Genomic DNA, 15,769 nt, shown 5'->3' on the forward strand with positions numbered 1-15,769 from the left:
TATCTTGACTCTTACATCTTAAATCTTAATAAAAAATGGTTACAGTAACAGATAAAGCAAAAGAAAAAGTTACCGAACTGATGCAAGGCTCAGATCTGGATACTTCATATTTTTTGAGAGTATCTGTGCAAGGGGGTGGCTGTTCAGGTTTATCTTACAAACTTGATTTTGATAATGAAGAAAAACCAGGCGACCAGTTCTTCGAAGATAAAGGTGTTAGAATGGCTTTAGACATGAAATCATTTCTATACCTGGCGGGCACAGAATTAGACTTCTCTGACGGATTGAACGGTAAAGGTTTTAACTTCCATAATCCAAACGCAAGTCGTACTTGCGGATGCGGGGAAAGCTTCTCGGTATAATTTATAAAAACTTACAACAAAAAGGGGCTTATGCCCCTTTTTCTGTTTAGGTATAAATCTGTATACTTGTTATCACTAACCAAAGAAATGAATTCAAGGCCTGATACTGTCCCGAAATTATTGCGGCATATTGTTTCGACTATGCACCCATTGGATGCTCCATTTTTAATGCACAAAAAAGACGAGCAATGGGTAGACATTACTTATGGAGAAACTATTGATACCGCCGATGCCATTTCATCTTACTTGCTTGACATCGGGATAAAAAAAGGCGACAGAATTGGGTTCATACTTGAAAACTCCCCTGAATATATATTCTACGACCAGGCTCTGCAGCAGATAGGCGGAGTGAATGTATCCATATATCCCACACTTACAGAAAATGAGATTGAATACATTCTTAATGACGCTCAGGTAAGGACTTTGCTTGTGGGCAACCCTTTCTTATTAAAGAAGATTCTGAAGATTGCCAATAACTGCCCTGAACTGATCCGGATTATCCCCATCTTTGAAGACTACCAGAAACACATTCAAAGCAGTTATGTCAATGCGGGGACAATTTCCTTGGCCTCGGTTATCAGTGAAGGAGAACGATGCCTGCCGGAACACAGGAAGGCTATAGAAAGCGCAAGGGAAAGTATTTTGCCAACAGACCTGTCATCATTGATCTATACCTCTGGAACCACCGGAATTCCCAAGGGCGTGATGCTTACCCATCAAAATTTTATCGAGAACGTAAGAGCCTCTCTGGAGCAGATTCCTGTAGTTGACAAACGCGACATATTCCTGTCTTTTCTACCCCTGTCGCATGTATTTGAACGCACTGCAACCTATCACGTTTGCCTGTGGGGCGGATGCAAAATAGCCTTTGCTCAAAGCCTTGACCTCCTGGCAAAAAACATGGCAGAAGTGAGGCCGACTATTATGAACTGCGTGCCACGCTTACTTGAACGGATCCATGACAAGGCTATAAAAACCGGGACGCAGGATGGTGGAGCAAAAGCAAAAATATTTCTATGGGCTCTGGACGTGGGAAAAAAATACCGGGAGGTTGCTGAATCAGGACAAAAACCGGGGCTTCTACTTTCGGCTCAGAAAACCCTGGCAGATAAATTAGTCTTTAACAAGATAAAAGCAAAAACCGGGGGCAGGCTTAAGTTTTTTGACTCTGGAGGCGCTGCCTTACCTAAAAATGTGGGCGAATTTTTCGGCAACCTCGGCATCAAGGTACTTGAAGGATATGGCCTGACAGAAACATCTCCGATAGTAGCCATTACCGAGCATCACCGGCAAATTTTCGGCACTGTTGGCCGGGTTATCCCTCGTATCGAGATAGCCATTCAAGATGTCGAGTCTAAAGAACTACTCACTGTTCAAACTCACAATTCCTTTAATGAAAAATTCGAATGCGAAGAGGGCGAGATATTGGTAAGAGGGCATTGTGTAATGAAAGGCTATTGGAACAAACCCGAAGAGACGGAACAAGTGATCGATCAGGACGGATGGTTTCATACCGGCGATATAGGTAGATTCTACAGAGGAAACCTAAAGATAACCGACCGGATAAAAAATATGCTGGTGAACGCCTATGGCAAAAACATCTACCCTACTCCGGTTGAAAATACTTATCTGAAAAGTCCGAAAATTGAGCAAATCTTCCTGATTGGTGATAAAAGAGAATTCATTACCGCCATCATAGTGCCTCCTAAAGAAACTCTTCAGGAAGTTTTCGGACTTCGGGAAGAATTCTTTGCAAGGCCAGAAATATTTATTGATGATCGGGAGATTCGCGAATGGCTTACTGCAGACATTCAGAGGCTATCTAATGAACTTGCAAAGTTTGAACGGATTAAAAACTTTATCATTAAGCGCAAGCCATTTAGTATTGAAGACGGTGAATTAACGCCCTCGATGAAGGCGAAACGCAAAATCATTGAGAAAAAATATTCCGAACCGGTCGACAAAATGTATCTGTCGGGCGATGATTGGAACTAAAAGCGCCACCTTACAAACGCTTCGATAGCTTCGTATTCGGCCATTCCCAGCCGATCATAAGCCCGAGCGGTTTCGCGGGTGCGCTCCTCGGCCCTAACCCAAAATTCCCGTTTGTCTTCTCCTGGAAAAACGGGGCGGTCTTTTTGCGACTGGTGTTTGAATATTGCATACCTTTTTTTCAGCACCTGCTTCGGCGATAGCGGAACAGCCATCTCTATCTCGTGGATGTCAAATTCCTGCCAGGCCCCACGGTACAACCATAGCCAGCAATCTTCAACCCATTTTTCAGTGGTTTTTAGCCGCTTAAGAGCCTCAAGAATTATATCAAAACAGACCTTGTGCGTTCCGTGCGGATCTGCGAAGTCGCCGGCGGCATAAATCTGATGGGGTTTAATTTTTTGAAGCAAGTCTATCGTAAGATTAATATCATCTTCGTAATTTCTAGGCTTTTCTACCTTAGCACGCTCGTAGAAGGGCAATGCCATAAAATGCATATTCTCGTCAAGAACTCCGGCGAACCTTGCTCCGGCAATAGCTTCCCCCTTTCTAATCAAACCCTTCACTGTCTGCAATTCAGGGATATCTGGCTGATTGGGCTGCTTCGATTCGATGAACTGGCGCATTGCTGTATAGATCGATTCTAAGCCGGTAGAGTCACAGCTAATGGATTTGGTAAAATCTCTTACAAACTCAACATACCTCAAGGCATCGTCGTCCCAAACAGCTGTATTGCCCGAGGTCTGATAAGCCACATGTACTTCATGCCCCTGATCCACAAGTCGCATAAACGTCCCGCCCATCGAAATCACATCGTCATCCGGATGCGGGGAGAAAAGAAGGCATCGCTTGGAAGAAGGAGTCGCCCGCTCGGGTCGCTGGCTATCGTCCGCATCTGGTTTTCCACCGGGCCATCCGGATATGGTGTGTTGAATAAGATTAAAAATTCGGATGTTTATATCGTAAACCGGACCTCTTTCGGTGGCAAGCTGCGCCATCCCGTTGTTATTATAGTCTTCTTCTACTAACTTTAAAATGGGCCTCTTCACCGTATCAGACAGCCAGATTACCGCTTTTTTTATCAGAGCCTCGTCCCACACACAATCTCTCACCAACCAGGGCGTATTAAACCGGGTAAGCTCTGAAGCCGCGTCCTGATCCAGGATAAATTCAACTTTATCCGATTGTTGAAGATAGGTTGCAGGCACCTCGGAAGAAATTTCACCCTCTACCGCCTTTTTTATAATAGGCGCTTTTTTGGTGTTCCAGGCCATCAGGATAATTTCTCTTGCTTTAAAGATAGTACCGATCCCCATGGTGATGGCCTTTGTCGGAACATTTTCTTTACCGCCAAAATCACGGGCGGCATCGCTTCTTGTCAGATCATCCAAAGTAACCAGCCGGGTACCGGAGTTCGGTGCCGAACCGGGCTCATTAAATCCGATGTGTCCGGTACGGCCAATTCCCAGGATCTGTAAATCTAAACCTCCCTGCTCGCTTATTTTACGTTCATATTCCAGACAATATTGCTGTATCTGTTCCAGAGGCAAAGTTCCATCAGGTACGTGCACATTAGCTTTATCGATATCTATATAATCGAACAAGTTTTCATTCATGAAACGAACATAGCTTTGCTCTGCGAAGGGTTTCATGGGGTAATACTCGTCGAGATTGAAGGTAACTACATTTTTAAAGCTTAACCCATCTTCACGATGCAGGCGAATCAGCTCCTGATAAACATCGATAGGAGTAACTCCGGTAGCAAGCCCTAAAACGGCATTTTCACCTGTAGCCTGCTTTTTTCTTATTAAATTGGCGATCCGGCCGGCCACTTCTTTCGCAGCCACTTTTTGATTAGGGAAAACGGTCACAGGAAGTTTCTCAAAACGGGTTTCTTCCAGCAGATTTAAACGGCGCATAGCACTTAGGGTTAATAAAGATAAATATAGAATTCACCTTTTAACTTTAGTATGTTTTGGTATAACATTATACCTGAGAAGTGGTTTGAAGAGATAATGGCGGCAGAAGAACGAAGTACTGCCCTGTGCTCAATCGCCGTTAGTGCTCGTCTGGCTGAAGGCAGTTTACCGGCTACTAAGCATTCATAAGCAAAAAAATCAGCGTAACTCCCCTTCTCGTGAAGCCGAATCGGTGACAATCCAGTAAAACCGGGCTGGTTCCCGATTCTTAAAAACTGTTGATCATGCTATTGTGCAGCGACTTCGCCGACCAAAAGCCACTTGCAATAATTCTTCTGATAGTAAACAGTGGATCGTTTTCATCGCGCTTTGTGGATAAAATAAAGGCAGCCTTAAAGCCTCGCTTTTTTAACTCGGGTATAGCTTCTTTATTCCAAAGGCCGAAAGGATAAGCAAAATATTCTATCTCTTTACCCGTAATTTCTTTCAAGCGCTTGGTAGGCTTATCTATCTGAATGGGCCAGTCTTCGGCCTGGTATTTCTTCACGTTTTTATGATCGTAAGTATGGCTTCCGATCACATTGCCGGCATCAGACAACTGCTTGATTTCATCGCTGTTCATGTATTTCACCTTCCCTCTCCGGCCAATAGATACCGTCATGATAAAATAAACCGCTTTAAAGCCATATTTTTTCATCTCAGGTGCGGCAACCGTAAACTGATCTAAATCGGTATCGTCGAAAGTGAGCATCACCGGTTTTGGAGGAAGCGGATCGCCGTAAACCAGATAATTATAAACCTGATCGGGTAAAACCGAATGATAGCCGCTGTCGGCAAGCATTTTCATGTGAGCTTTAAAGGTATTAACCGGAGTTATGTAATCTCTGGCGGTTTGCGAATCAGAGCTTTTCCAATCCCTTATTTGGTGATAGCAAAGTATTGGAACCTCTTTCCTGGCAAGTATTGTCGCGGCATCTGCGGGCTTACGATCTTTCGAAGCTGCACGAGAACTCGCCTCCTCATTGCCCGCCGGTATTGCGGCTGCACTATCTAAACCCGAACTATCCCCAGAAGAAGATTTAGAATCGCTTTGCTGACAAGCGCTTGTAATAAAAAAAACAATAAGAAGTAGAAGGTACGAAGTCCGTTTCAACATAAATTTAGTTTTGAGCGTCTACAAAATAGCAGAAAACATTGCTATCACAAAAGAAGAAAAATTACTTTTTGTTTGATTCCAGAGAGCTTATTCGGGTCAAGGAGTTTTATCGTCGTCGGATTGCATCATAATTTCATCCTGGTTCTCAAGAACCGATTCGGCCGAGTGAGAAAGTTCAGCATCGCCGATAGTTTTCCTTGGAAAATTAAAAAGATGCGAAGTCAGAACCGGCAATACAAATATCGAAACAGTGAAAATAGAAACAAGCAAGTCTAATTTCTCACTTTCAAGAAATTCCGCCAGCGCAGTTCCACCGGCGTAATGGGTAAAAAGCGATGACAGTAGTTTTAAGCCGAGCACTCCGATCACTATAAAAGCAATGGTTTCGAGAAAGGGGAACCTCTCCATCAGTTTAACAAAGCCCTGTGCAACAAAACGCATAGCCAATATTCCGATAAAAACTCCGATATAGATCAGAGGCATATGGTCTGTAAATGCCACCGCGGCGAAAACATTATCGATAGAAAACGCCAGATCCATTATTTCAACCAGGGCAACGGTCGACCAGAAAGGTCCCATAAGGCCAACAGTAGAGCGATAGATCCAGCTTCTTTCCTTGTTTATCACTTCTTCTTCTTTTGGCACACTATTCTTGCCTTTAAAATAATCAAATGCAAGCCATAACAAATACAATCCACCCAAAGGTTTCAAAAACCAAACAGTAACCAGCCAGCTGGCTATCACCAGACAAATACCTCTGAATACATATGCGCCGATGATTCCGTATTTCAATGCGCGTTGCCGCTGTTCCTTCGGCAAATCAAGAACCATAGTGGCTAAAACTGCAGCGTTGTCTACAGAAAGCAAACTTTCGATGACAATAAGATTTAAAATGATTAGCAAGCCCGCTTCAATATCATTTCCAAGTATCGTGTGTAAAAAGTCCATTATTTACTTTGCGCCTGGCGGCTTTTTTTGCGCAAATATCAGAGTTTGGCAGCAGAACTAGGGCTTCCGTATTAATTTAATCAGCAAATAAATAGGGCTCCGAAGAAACGTTCCGGGTTTGAAAAATAATCCCATCAGAATCAACCACTTACAAATCGCTTAACATCCTTCCAAAATCGACAATCATGTTGTTCCTTCTATTCGCTGTAACATTTACCTCCAAAATTCAGTAAAAAAAGCCTGCGACCACGTTGCATATAAACCAAATCGTTAAAATCACAATAAACATGGGAAAACCAGAAAAAATCGCCGAACTCTATCAGCAAATGCATAAGTCAGAACCTTTAATGGTTCGTTCTCCGGGACGGGTGAACATTATCGGCGAACATACTGATTACAATTTAGGCCCTGTTCTTCCTGCTGCGATTAACAAGTACATGTACCTGGCCGTAGGCACAAGAAGCGACAGCGAAATAAATATCTATGCAGCAGATTACAGCGATCAATTTTCTGCTTCGCTAATTAAACTAGAACCGGCCTGGAAATTGTGGCCAAACTACTTACTTGGCGTAATTAACGAATTTCAAAAGGCAGGGAAAAGCATGACCGGGATAAACATCGTATTTGGAGGTGATATTCCACTCGCTGCAGGCTTATCATCATCTGCATCAATTACCTGCGCTACCGCCTTTGCGTTAAATCAATTATTCGACTTCGGTTTCTCAAAGCTAGAAATAGCAAAGATTGCTCAAGCTGCCGAGCATAATTATGTGGGCGTACATTGTGGATTGATGGACCAGTTTGCAAGTTTGTTTGGAAAAGAAGGACACCTGATTAAGCTCAACTGCAGCACCGAAGAACATTACTACATCCCTTTTACCGCTAAAGACATTAAAATTGTTCTTTTTGATACCGGAATAAAGCATCATTTGGTGACCTCAGCCTATAACGAACGGCGCGAACAATGCCAGAACGGTGTTGCGCTTGTAAAAAAACATGAACCGCAGGTTAATGGATTACCCGATATTACAGAAGATATGCTTAACAAGTATGTCAAACCTGTTAGCGATGTGGTTTTTAAACGTTGCCTGTATGTTATCCAGGAGATTGAGCGGCTCGAAGAAGTTTGTAAAGCACTTGAAACCGATGATTTTGAAGCAGTTGGAAAGCATATGTTTGACACGCATTACGGACTAAAAGATTTGTATGAAGTAAGTTGCGATGAGTGCGATTTTCTGGTCGAAACTACCCAACAAATCGTCGGCGTGCTGGGATCAAGAATGATGGGCGCCGGATTTGGCGGATGTACCATCAATCTGATCAAGAGTGATCTTGCCGACGCGATTAGCGAACAGGTTAAAAACGAATATCGTGCAAGGTTTAAAAAAGAACTGAAAGTTTACCACACCTCGATAGGTAATGGTACAGAAGAAGTAAAACCGGCGCTTGCCGAGGCAAACTAATTTTTGCTTTACATAGTAAAACCCTCAAGCCTTGCTTGAGGGTTTTTTTTGAAAAAAAAAGTGGTAAGGTTTGAGTATTAAAACCCTTTTCCATTTATCACAAAGGCATTAACTGAATAAACAGAGTAAAGCAAAGCGACTTATTACCGGGATGGAAATCTAAAACTATCACCGATTTGTAAAGCCCATCAAGCCATTAATATGGCCCGCTTCCCCGCACTCTGTTTATATCCTTGGCACACGCATAGATTCTCACCTGGCTCGGTTTACCGGCTATCAATGAACATAGCTATTGGCTAAACAACAGAAGATGGGAAGAGATGAAAGTTATCAGAAAATTAAGAGCCGGTAACCGAAGTAAATCAATTTATACCGGCACAATCGGCTGTGGAACCAGAGCGGGTAAAGATGGTCTTGCAATCAAAAAAATAGTGCATAAAAAACCACGCTAATATTTTAGCTGGCAATTCTTTCGGTTTCCTGGCCAATCAAATCGTACTTTTCAAAAGTTTGCACAATATATTCATTGGCTCCAATAATAAAGGTTAAGTCTACAATCAGAATACTTTTATTAAAAGACAACAGGGGAAACTTATCGAAATAACTTCTCAATGTACGATTGGAGTTAATGGCATCTTCCTTATTATCATAAAGTTTTATCTCGATGGACGACTTAACCACGCCTCTAATCAGCCGGTAATATTCTATATCATCCCAGGTAAATTGTCGGGTGCCAAGGTATTCAATTTTTGAGGGCGTAATTTTTAATGCCGGTTTCCGCTTAAGAACCGCCACTATAATCCGGCGGTATAACATAATAAAGATCAGTCCCGAAAAAATCAAAAAAGCACTCAAAGAAAAACCCCATATATCGTTACTTCGAACATAGGTATAAATCCCAAATCCCATAAGTAACGAAAAAATTGGCAGCGTAAAAGATAAAATTCTTACCCGGCTATAATAATATAAAGTCATTTTACTTTAGAGTTATAGTGCTCACTTATACTTAATTAAAAGATAAATGTTACTATAAAAATTTAACCAGGGCAGTCCAACATTTAAGCTAATCTCATGAAGTAAGGGTGTAAGACTGCAAGAGAAGCATTATTGAAAATCTATTTGCGTTTCCAAATCACCTGCAGCCCTGCCTTTTGGTACAAGCCGCCATCAACCGCACAAAACAGTCCACGCGGGCTTTTCCCCGCAGTCAGGTTTAGATGGCAAAACCGCGACATTTAATCAACAAACAAATCCACTATAATAGAAAGAGGACGCTTAATCTGGTTTTCTCCCTTAACTTCCAAATATTAATGGTAAAAGGAAAATCCGGATTAAGCGCCCTCTTTCGTTAACGTTCAACCAAATACTTTTAGTCCTTTTTTACAGAGAGTACCTTTCCTGTAGAATCAAAAACAACTAAATAATCCGGCGAGCCATCCAGTTCAGCTTCAAATGTAACTACGCCATCCCGTTCAACCCGTTCAATATCATCAATTTTATGGCTGGCATAATCCTTTTTAATCAGTGCCAAAACAGTTGCGGGATAATCTGCTTTGGCCAGATCGTACCGATGCAGGCGCAACTTGCCAGACGCCGTGTATTCTACCAAATGGCGCTGACCATCTAAGGTAAACGTGCCGGTGTAGATACTATCGGCAAGAGTCCATTCCATGGCAGAGGCATTTGCAAACTTCGCTGTCATGTCGCTTCTAATCGCTACAGGAAGAGTATCCTGTGTTTCGGCTTGCCCATACGCATTAACTGATAACACTGTGGCAATCAACGCAATAATTAAATTTTTCATAGACGTTTTTTTAGAATGCTGTTATAACAGAAAATGAATTCGCTGGTTTACATTATTAAAAAATAGACTATAAAAAATCAAGATACCCCCGTGATATAAAGTGTTTGAATTCGACCTAAACGTGACCTTAAGACAGTTGCAAATTTAAAGGCAAGGTATATAATACCCTGACCTTTTTTCCTTTTTGAATTCCCGGTTTCCATCTCGGCGAACGTTTTATCACCCTGACTGCTTCTTCGGTGGTACCGTAACCCAAATCCTTTAAAACTTTTACATCGGTAACGCTGCCGTCCTTCTCTATCACAAACTGTATATGAATTCTGCCGGATACCCGCGCTTTAACCGCAGCTGCAGGATATTTATAGCTTTGGCCTATATATTGGTAAAATCTCTGTATTCCGCCGGGAAATTCAGGCATAACCTCTACCGACACTGGCGCTTGTGCCGGATTACCAAAGCCCTGCGCACTAGAATAATACGAAGCGGAAAAACAAAGGAGAAAGACAACCAGTTTGGCAATACACTTCATGAGATCGTATAAACCTCAAATATAAGATTTGGTAATTCAACCCGAAACGCCCCTGGATAGGGACGCTTGCTTTTAACTGAAGAACGGAAGCATCCTTCAGAATTACTCAACCGGCTCTAAAGCGGCAGATTTAGTCATATTAGCATCAGCGACGCCAACGTCCGCGGTTTCGGCAACCGGCTTAAAGTGCAGAAACAGGTAATAGTAAGTCATCACTAGTACGCCCGTTACAAAGAAAGCCGTGGCGTACGGACGGGTCGTATCGTCGTAAAAGAACTCACCGATCATCCAAACGCTATTTGCCAGTACCCAACAGCAAACGGCTATATTATGAAACAGCTCGGTCTTAATACTTCTGGTCCGGTAAGTAATAAAAAAAGCAACCAATACCGTTGGCATGATCATAAAAACTCCTAGTTTTTGAAAATCCATAACCCAGCAGCTATCCTTTAACAACCATAGAAAAATGTGAATATTTTCAACTTTCCGAACTGATTTCATTTCTAAAACGACTAATTTTTATTTTTAAAACTTCCCTGACATGAAACTAGAAAATCGTAATAAGCCACGTCTAATTTACACTTTTAGCTCGTACGTAAATTTGAAAAATAGGTTATTATTATCTCAAATTTTAGTGCCCGAAAAATCAATAAAAGTCTAACATAACTCCGAATCTGATAAACAAGCAGGGTTTTGAATAATAAGAGGATAAACTACCAGATTGACCAGCGTCTGCTAGCTATTTCTTAATCAATGCATCTAAAAACGAAGCCAAGCCGCTAATGGAGCATGGCGAAAAATATTTTTTGTCTGTTTCGGGGTCCACCGTGCCGTTTGATACAAGTCCAACTACTGCACCTCTCTCGTCTATTACAGGTGCGCCGCTTAGGCCCCCAAACTGGCCGGGAACGACTAGATCTTTAAGCAGTATTCTGTTGCCGATAGTTTTGAAATATTCAAATTCATAAACCCTCTGCGCTCCGCCTTCCATTTTGCGTGTCCACCCTACAACATAGAGCTTTTCACCTTTGTTTAACGGAGAAGTTCGAATTTCAAGAGGCTTGACGATAGCGTTATTTGATTGAATTGAAAACACCAACCAGTCTTCGTTGTAAGAGGATTTAGCGTCCAATGACTCCGTCAGATCCTCGTTTAAAAGCTTTCCCGTTTTTACGCTCCGACCGACATCGTCCAGCGGATACAAAGACCAACTTTTCACGCTCCCGTTTAACACAAGGCGCTTCATATTATCCGGTTTGATCACCTTTAACAAATGTTTTGCAGTTATAGCGAAAGTATCTGCGTTATATTTCAACAAAAAACCACAGCTAAATTTAGGTTGATCATATTTGGACTCTTCAAACTGAATATTATTTACCAGAGTGATGGGCTCAAAAACCTTATTAGAGGTTTTTTCCTGACCAGAGCATCCGACAAAGGATATAATCAAAAGCAGAAAGAAGGAAAATTTCATTAGAGTGATCTTGGCGGGCTAAAATAAGAGAAAGCAAATCAAAAACTAAACCCATTACAATCTTATCGGAGAAAGCGCTGCATTTTGTTCATTTCCGATTGAAGGGGTATAATACTAATTGACATTGATGCCTCAGCAAGATTTAATGTAGAACAAATTCCTCTGCTATTTATAAAAAAAGCGGCCTGAAGCGCTCAAAACTCATTGGCTTCGAATTTGCACTCCATTTGGCATAAAGGCTGAAAAGTGCTATCAGCCTAAAAGGATAATAAAACAGATAACGTTTTGATTAAAGGCTTGCTTTTATATTGTGTGGTTGTGATATCCATATCATCTATATTATTCCAATTTTCAGACTGGTATATCATGTGTTTTCTGGCCCATCTCCTGATAATGTTTGTATTACTCGGCCGGGTAAAGCGATGGGAATAAGCCATAGCCATGGACACTCTGGCAGTATAGGCACAAGATCCAAAAGGAAGCAGCAGAATGGCACTTTCTGACGATAAAACCCAGATTCTTTAGTTGTAATTAACCGTGACATTAAACGGCAAAGCGGATATATAAACTCCAGGGGCTTGCCCGGGGTTAATTTGTAAACGTGCTCCGATTTTAAGCACCTGCTTACCGCCAGGCAACGTACCGGTAGCTTCGGGCGAGCTAATAAACCGGTCGACTATCATCGTTTCAGCCGGATTAACGGAGTTTACTATAGTGATAGGATTTGAGGGCAAAGTGATGGAAAACGAATAGAGGGGCTCTCCCGTTACCAGAAATTCGGCAACGCTAACCGCTCCTGTACTGGCTGGCAGCGTGGCTCCTCCTTCTGACACACGAACACCGTTTGTATTCAGAATCACCAAACCGGCCGACTTTCCGGATGCTATATTTCCAAAGTTCAAATCGTTGCCCGAAATTTTCTCGATAGCAATTGGAGTACTTATGGTGGCCGAAACATCGGCTGCGGCAGAACTCTGTGCCTGCACGTGGTTAAAAACACTGCAGAACAAAGCGTTTATAATAAAGAAACTAAGAGACGTCTTCATGTTAATTACTCTGTAAAGCTAAAAAAGATTCTGCTATTAACTGATTGATTGTGAAACAAATAAAGAAGCGATAAAATTTCAATAAAAAGATCGGGGTCTCCCTTCTCAGGATACAAGAAGGTGATTTAACTATAACAATCGGATTACATGCCCCGTGTAAAGCGATGTTTTTGCTAGATTGCAGGCTATTTTATATCATGAATACATCGATCCACAAAATAATACTAAGTGCGTTCTCTGTTCTTTTTAGCACGCTACTTAGTTGTTCAGTACTATCGCCAAAACAGGAGTATGTTACAAAAGTAACTATTCCTACAATCTCGCAGGTTGGAGCATTGAACCTGCCTTCAGAGATTGCACCAATTAAGGCCCCCTTCCCTATGCCTCAACTCAAGAGACCAAGCTTTCCCGACCGCAAAATGAGTATTCTTGAAAAAGGCGCTAAACAAGGAGTGATCAGCACCAAACAAATACAGGCAGCTATTGATGATCTTCATGCCCTCGGCGGCGGAACAGTGAATGTACCCGCGGGAAAATGGAATACCGGAAGGATTAGTTTGAAAAGCAATGTGAACCTGCATTTGCACGAAGGTGCGGAACTGCACTTTAGCGGAGAGATTGAAGACTACCGGCCCGCAGTATTCACGCGAAATGAAGGAGTCGAAGTGATGTCGCTCGGAGCCTGTATCTACGCCAATAACCAGGAAAATATCGCCATTACAGGCAAAGGAAAATTAGTTGGACCTCCCAAGGATTCGCCTGTCAGAAAAAGGGTGATGAATGTGGATGTGATTGAAAATGTGGTACCTCATGACAAGCCTGTTCGGGAACGGGTGTACGAAGGCTATAATAACGAATTCATATTTCTACCCATGTTTATCTCTCCAACCAATTGCAAAAATGTTTTGATTGAAGGGATTACACTCGAAAACACTCCTTTTTGGAACATCGTTCCCGTTTATTGTGATGGGGTGATCATTCGCGGCGTAACGGTGAATTCGGTGGGCATACCACGCGGAGATGGGATCGACATCGAGTCGAGCAGAAACGTTTTAATTGAATATTGTACTCTGAGCTGCGGCGACGATTGCTTTACAATGAAAGCGGGCCGCGGAGAAGATGGAATGCGTGTGAACAGACCCACCGAAAACGTGGTGGTACGTTTTTGTCTGGCCAGAGAAGGTCACGGCGGAATTACAGTAGGCAGCGAAACCGCCGGAATGATCCGGAACTTATACGTTCACGACTCCGTTTTTGATGATACCGGTGTAGGGATAAGATTTAAGACACGCCGGCCACGAGGCGGGGGCGGCGAAAATTTATACTACGAGCGTATCCGAATGAATCTGCGCGACGATGCATTTAGATGGGACATGCTTGGCAGTAAAATGTATGTAGGAGAACTGGCTACCCGCTTGCCGGCCCTCCCGGTTAACAGATTGACGCCAGCTTTCAAAAACATCATTGCGAAGGATTTTATCATCGAAAAATCAAAAACCTTTATCCGTATAGACGGAATTCCTGAATCGCCACTAACCAACTTTAGCCTAGAAAATGCCGATGTAACCAGCAGAAACCTGATCAAGGCAATTGATGCTAAAGACATTCTGATTAAAAATGCTATTATTCGCAGTCAGGATTCACTCATCCAATTGGTTGACGCCCGCAACGTTACCTTCGAAAATGTAAAATTCGAAGTACCTGGCAAGGAAGTCGTGACCACCATTACAGGCCCTTTATCCGACGACATCAAGTTCAAGAACACAATCCCGGAAAAGCCAAAAGGCTGGGCGGATAAAACCTGGGAAAAGTAATTGCGGCCTATCGTCCCTCGTGAAAGCTTAGTCTGTTGCCGTCGGGATCAGTCACCGCGGCAAATTGCCCCCAGGGCGTTTGATCGATTGCACCGACTTGAACGCCTTTTGCTGTAAGCGACCGTATCTCATCCGCAAGGTTTTCTGTTTTGATCACAAAGCCGTTTATACATCCGGCGGGCATGTTATCAAACCAGGTAACTAAGGTGATAGATACGCTGCTCCCCGGAAATGCCATTTGTATCCATTTTTTACCAGCTTCAAAAGGCGCTTCTACCAATACTTCAAAACCCAGCTTCAGGTAAAACTCTTTCGCTCTCGCCTGATCGCTTACGGGGATAGAAATAATTTCGATCGATTTCATATTTCCGATTACTTTAACTTCTTTTCGAAAAAATCAATAGTGCGTTTCCAAGCTAATTCGGCAGCATCCTTGTCGTATCGAGGAGTAGTATCGTTGTGGAAGCCATGGTTAGTTTTGGGATATATATAGGCCGTATATTCTTTGTTATTAGCCTTCAGCGCCGCTTCGTAAGCCGGCCAACCCTCATTAACCCTGGTATCCAACTCAGCATAATGCAACATAAGCGGCGCCTTGATTTTAGGAACATCGGCAACAGGCGCCTGCCCGCCATAAAAAGGAACAGCGGCTGCAAGGTCTGGAATACGAACGGCCATTAAGTTAGCTATCGCCCCTCCAAAACAAAAACCTACAACGCCAATTTTCCCGTTGCAATTCTTGTGGTTCCTGAGATAATCATACGCAGCGATAAAATCTTCCAGCATTTCATCCCGGTTACGTTTGCTTTGCAGCGTCCTGCCTTCATCATCGTTACCCGGATAGCCGCCCAGGGGACTCAACGCATCCGGCGCAATGGAAATAAAGCCTGCAAGTGCCGCCCGCCTGGCTACGTCTTCGATATGCGGATTTAAACCACGGTTTTCGTGAACAACAATAATTCCTCCGAGCTTCTTCTTAGCATCAGCAGGCATTGAGAGCAAGGCTTTGATGTTGCCCCCGCCTTTTGGGGATTGATAATTGATATATTCAGATTTCAAACGCGGGTCATCAGCTTTGATCTGGAGTGCGCCTTTATAATCAGGCATTATAAAACTCATAAGAGAGGCAACGGTGATGCCACCCACCGCATACGTAGATAGCTGTTGAACAAAGTCGCGCCTGTTCAAACGATTGTGGGCATAATCATCATAAAGGTCAAACACTTCCTGTCTGATGTCTTCTTTTTTAATCTCTTTCATTG

16 protein-coding genes are annotated in these 15,769 nt (G+C 42.7%); 5 read left to right on the forward strand and 11 right to left on the reverse strand.

The annotated features are described in order from the left end of the window. Nucleotides 1-35 precede the first annotated feature (35 nt). Together J3P43_RS08810 and J3P43_RS08815 are read left to right on the forward strand one after the other, a co-directional pair. Nucleotides 36-362, forward strand: a complete 327-nt coding sequence (locus J3P43_RS08810; RefSeq protein ID WP_255901274.1) for a HesB/IscA family protein — start codon at nt 36-38, stop codon at nt 360-362. 87 nt (nt 363-449) lie between these two features. After that, nucleotides 450-2,357, forward strand: coding sequence for an AMP-dependent synthetase/ligase (locus J3P43_RS08815; protein WP_255901276.1), 1,908 nt, complete (start codon nt 450-452; stop codon nt 2,355-2,357). Here the strand turns inward: J3P43_RS08815 and J3P43_RS08820 are convergent. Continuing rightward, the gene (locus J3P43_RS08820) at nt 2,354-4,273 is read right to left on the reverse strand and encodes a glucosamine-6-phosphate deaminase (protein WP_255901278.1); all 1,920 of its coding nucleotides are present in this window, start codon (nt 4,271-4,273) and stop codon (nt 2,354-2,356) included. The genes J3P43_RS08815 and J3P43_RS08820 overlap by 4 nt on opposite strands. A gap of 51 nt (nt 4,274-4,324) precedes the next feature. Between J3P43_RS08820 and J3P43_RS08825 the strand changes: the two genes are divergently transcribed. Then, the gene (locus J3P43_RS08825; protein WP_255901279.1) at nt 4,325-4,462 is read left to right on the forward strand and encodes a hypothetical protein; all 138 of its coding nucleotides are present in this window, start codon (nt 4,325-4,327) and stop codon (nt 4,460-4,462) included. Nucleotides 4,463-4,541: 79 nt separating this feature from the next. Here the strand turns inward: J3P43_RS08825 and J3P43_RS08830 are convergent, their stop codons facing one another. Together J3P43_RS08830 and J3P43_RS08835 are read right to left on the reverse strand one after the other, a co-directional pair. Continuing rightward, nucleotides 4,542-5,429 (reverse strand): polysaccharide deacetylase family protein, encoded by an 888-nt coding sequence (locus J3P43_RS08830; protein ID WP_255901281.1) that lies wholly within the window; start codon nt 5,427-5,429, stop codon nt 4,542-4,544. Between the two features lie 96 nt (nt 5,430-5,525). Further along, nucleotides 5,526-6,377, reverse strand: a complete 852-nt coding sequence (locus tag J3P43_RS08835) for a TerC family protein (RefSeq protein ID WP_255901282.1) — start codon at nt 6,375-6,377, stop codon at nt 5,526-5,528. Nucleotides 6,378-6,664: 287 nt separating this feature from the next. On the opposite strand from J3P43_RS08835, the gene galK reads away from it, so the two are divergent. Next, the gene (gene galK / locus J3P43_RS08840) at nt 6,665-7,840 is read left to right on the forward strand and encodes a galactokinase (protein WP_255901283.1); all 1,176 of its coding nucleotides are present in this window, start codon (nt 6,665-6,667) and stop codon (nt 7,838-7,840) included. A gap of 456 nt (nt 7,841-8,296) precedes the next feature. On the opposite strand, the gene J3P43_RS08845 is transcribed toward galK, so the two are convergent. From J3P43_RS08845 to J3P43_RS08870, 6 genes are all read right to left on the reverse strand, one after another. Beyond that, nucleotides 8,297-8,815 carry a hypothetical protein gene (locus J3P43_RS08845; RefSeq protein ID WP_255901284.1) on the reverse strand — a complete coding sequence of 173 codons (519 nt, stop codon included), beginning with the start codon at nt 8,813-8,815 and terminating at the stop codon, nt 8,297-8,299. Between the two features lie 394 nt (nt 8,816-9,209). Further along, complete coding sequence (locus J3P43_RS08850) at nt 9,210-9,644, reverse strand: hypothetical protein (RefSeq protein ID WP_255901286.1); 435 nt, start codon at nt 9,642-9,644, stop codon at nt 9,210-9,212. Nucleotides 9,645-9,771: 127 nt separating this feature from the next. Next, a complete protein-coding gene (locus J3P43_RS08855) occupies nt 9,772-10,173 on the reverse strand; it encodes an energy transducer TonB (RefSeq protein ID WP_255901287.1) in 402 nt (133 codons plus the stop codon). 102 nt (nt 10,174-10,275) lie between these two features. Then, nucleotides 10,276-10,674, reverse strand: a complete 399-nt coding sequence (locus J3P43_RS08860; protein ID WP_255901289.1) for a hypothetical protein — start codon at nt 10,672-10,674, stop codon at nt 10,276-10,278. 238 nt (nt 10,675-10,912) lie between these two features. Further along, nucleotides 10,913-11,647: a S1 family serine peptidase gene (locus tag J3P43_RS08865; protein WP_255901291.1), complete on the reverse strand. Its 735-nt coding sequence runs from the start codon at nt 11,645-11,647 to the stop codon at nt 10,913-10,915. Between the two features lie 521 nt (nt 11,648-12,168). Further along, on the reverse strand, nt 12,169-12,693 hold the full coding sequence (locus J3P43_RS08870) for a DUF4402 domain-containing protein (protein ID WP_255901293.1): 525 nt from the start codon (nt 12,691-12,693) through the stop codon (nt 12,169-12,171). Nucleotides 12,694-12,890: 197 nt separating this feature from the next. Between J3P43_RS08870 and J3P43_RS08875 the strand changes: the two genes are divergently transcribed. After that, nucleotides 12,891-14,507: a glycoside hydrolase family 28 protein gene (locus J3P43_RS08875; protein ID WP_255901295.1), complete on the forward strand. Its 1,617-nt coding sequence runs from the start codon at nt 12,891-12,893 to the stop codon at nt 14,505-14,507. Between the two features lie 7 nt (nt 14,508-14,514). Here J3P43_RS08875 and J3P43_RS08880 read toward each other — a convergent pair whose 3' ends face one another. Further along, nucleotides 14,515-14,871 (reverse strand): glyoxalase superfamily protein, encoded by a 357-nt coding sequence (locus tag J3P43_RS08880; RefSeq protein WP_255901298.1) that lies wholly within the window; start codon nt 14,869-14,871, stop codon nt 14,515-14,517. A gap of 8 nt (nt 14,872-14,879) precedes the next feature. Then, nucleotides 14,880-15,767, reverse strand: a complete 888-nt coding sequence (locus tag J3P43_RS08885; RefSeq protein ID WP_255901300.1) for a dienelactone hydrolase family protein — start codon at nt 15,765-15,767, stop codon at nt 14,880-14,882. Nucleotides 15,768-15,769 lie beyond the last annotated feature (2 nt).

This window comes from Paradesertivirga mongoliensis (assembly GCF_024436395.1).
Taxonomy (GTDB): domain Bacteria; phylum Bacteroidota; class Bacteroidia; order Sphingobacteriales; family Sphingobacteriaceae; genus Paradesertivirga; species Paradesertivirga mongoliensis.

Bases quoted from the DNA above. Each gene is read 5' to 3' on its own strand.
- J3P43_RS08880 (WP_255901298.1), bottom strand. From the start codon at position 14,871: ATGAAATCGATCGAAATTATTTCTATCCCCGTAAGCGATCAGGCGAGA.
- J3P43_RS08855 (WP_255901287.1), bottom strand. From the start codon at position 10,173: ATGAAGTGTATTGCCAAACTGGTTGTCTTTCTCCTTTGTTTTTCCGCT.
- J3P43_RS08825 (WP_255901279.1), top strand. From the start codon at position 4,325: ATGTTTTGGTATAACATTATACCTGAGAAGTGGTTTGAAGAGATAATG.
- J3P43_RS08830 (WP_255901281.1), bottom strand. From the start codon at position 5,429: ATGTTGAAACGGACTTCGTACCTTCTACTTCTTATTGTTTTTTTTATT.
- galK (WP_255901283.1), top strand. From the start codon at position 6,665: ATGGGAAAACCAGAAAAAATCGCCGAACTCTATCAGCAAATGCATAAG.
- J3P43_RS08885 (WP_255901300.1), bottom strand. From the start codon at position 15,767: ATGAAAGAGATTAAAAAAGAAGACATCAGACAGGAAGTGTTTGACCTT.
- J3P43_RS08810 (WP_255901274.1), top strand. From the start codon at position 36: ATGGTTACAGTAACAGATAAAGCAAAAGAAAAAGTTACCGAACTGATG.
- J3P43_RS08815 (WP_255901276.1), top strand. From the start codon at position 450: ATGAATTCAAGGCCTGATACTGTCCCGAAATTATTGCGGCATATTGTT.
- J3P43_RS08835 (WP_255901282.1), bottom strand. From the start codon at position 6,377: ATGGACTTTTTACACACGATACTTGGAAATGATATTGAAGCGGGCTTG.
- J3P43_RS08865 (WP_255901291.1), bottom strand. From the start codon at position 11,647: ATGAAATTTTCCTTCTTTCTGCTTTTGATTATATCCTTTGTCGGATGC.
- J3P43_RS08860 (WP_255901289.1), bottom strand. From the start codon at position 10,674: ATGAAATCAGTTCGGAAAGTTGAAAATATTCACATTTTTCTATGGTTG.
- J3P43_RS08845 (WP_255901284.1), bottom strand. From the start codon at position 8,815: ATGACTTTATATTATTATAGCCGGGTAAGAATTTTATCTTTTACGCTG.
- J3P43_RS08820 (WP_255901278.1), bottom strand. From the start codon at position 4,273: ATGCGCCGTTTAAATCTGCTGGAAGAAACCCGTTTTGAGAAACTTCCT.
- J3P43_RS08850 (WP_255901286.1), bottom strand. From the start codon at position 9,644: ATGAAAAATTTAATTATTGCGTTGATTGCCACAGTGTTATCAGTTAAT.
- J3P43_RS08875 (WP_255901295.1), top strand. From the start codon at position 12,891: ATGAATACATCGATCCACAAAATAATACTAAGTGCGTTCTCTGTTCTT.
- J3P43_RS08870 (WP_255901293.1), bottom strand. From the start codon at position 12,693: ATGAAGACGTCTCTTAGTTTCTTTATTATAAACGCTTTGTTCTGCAGT.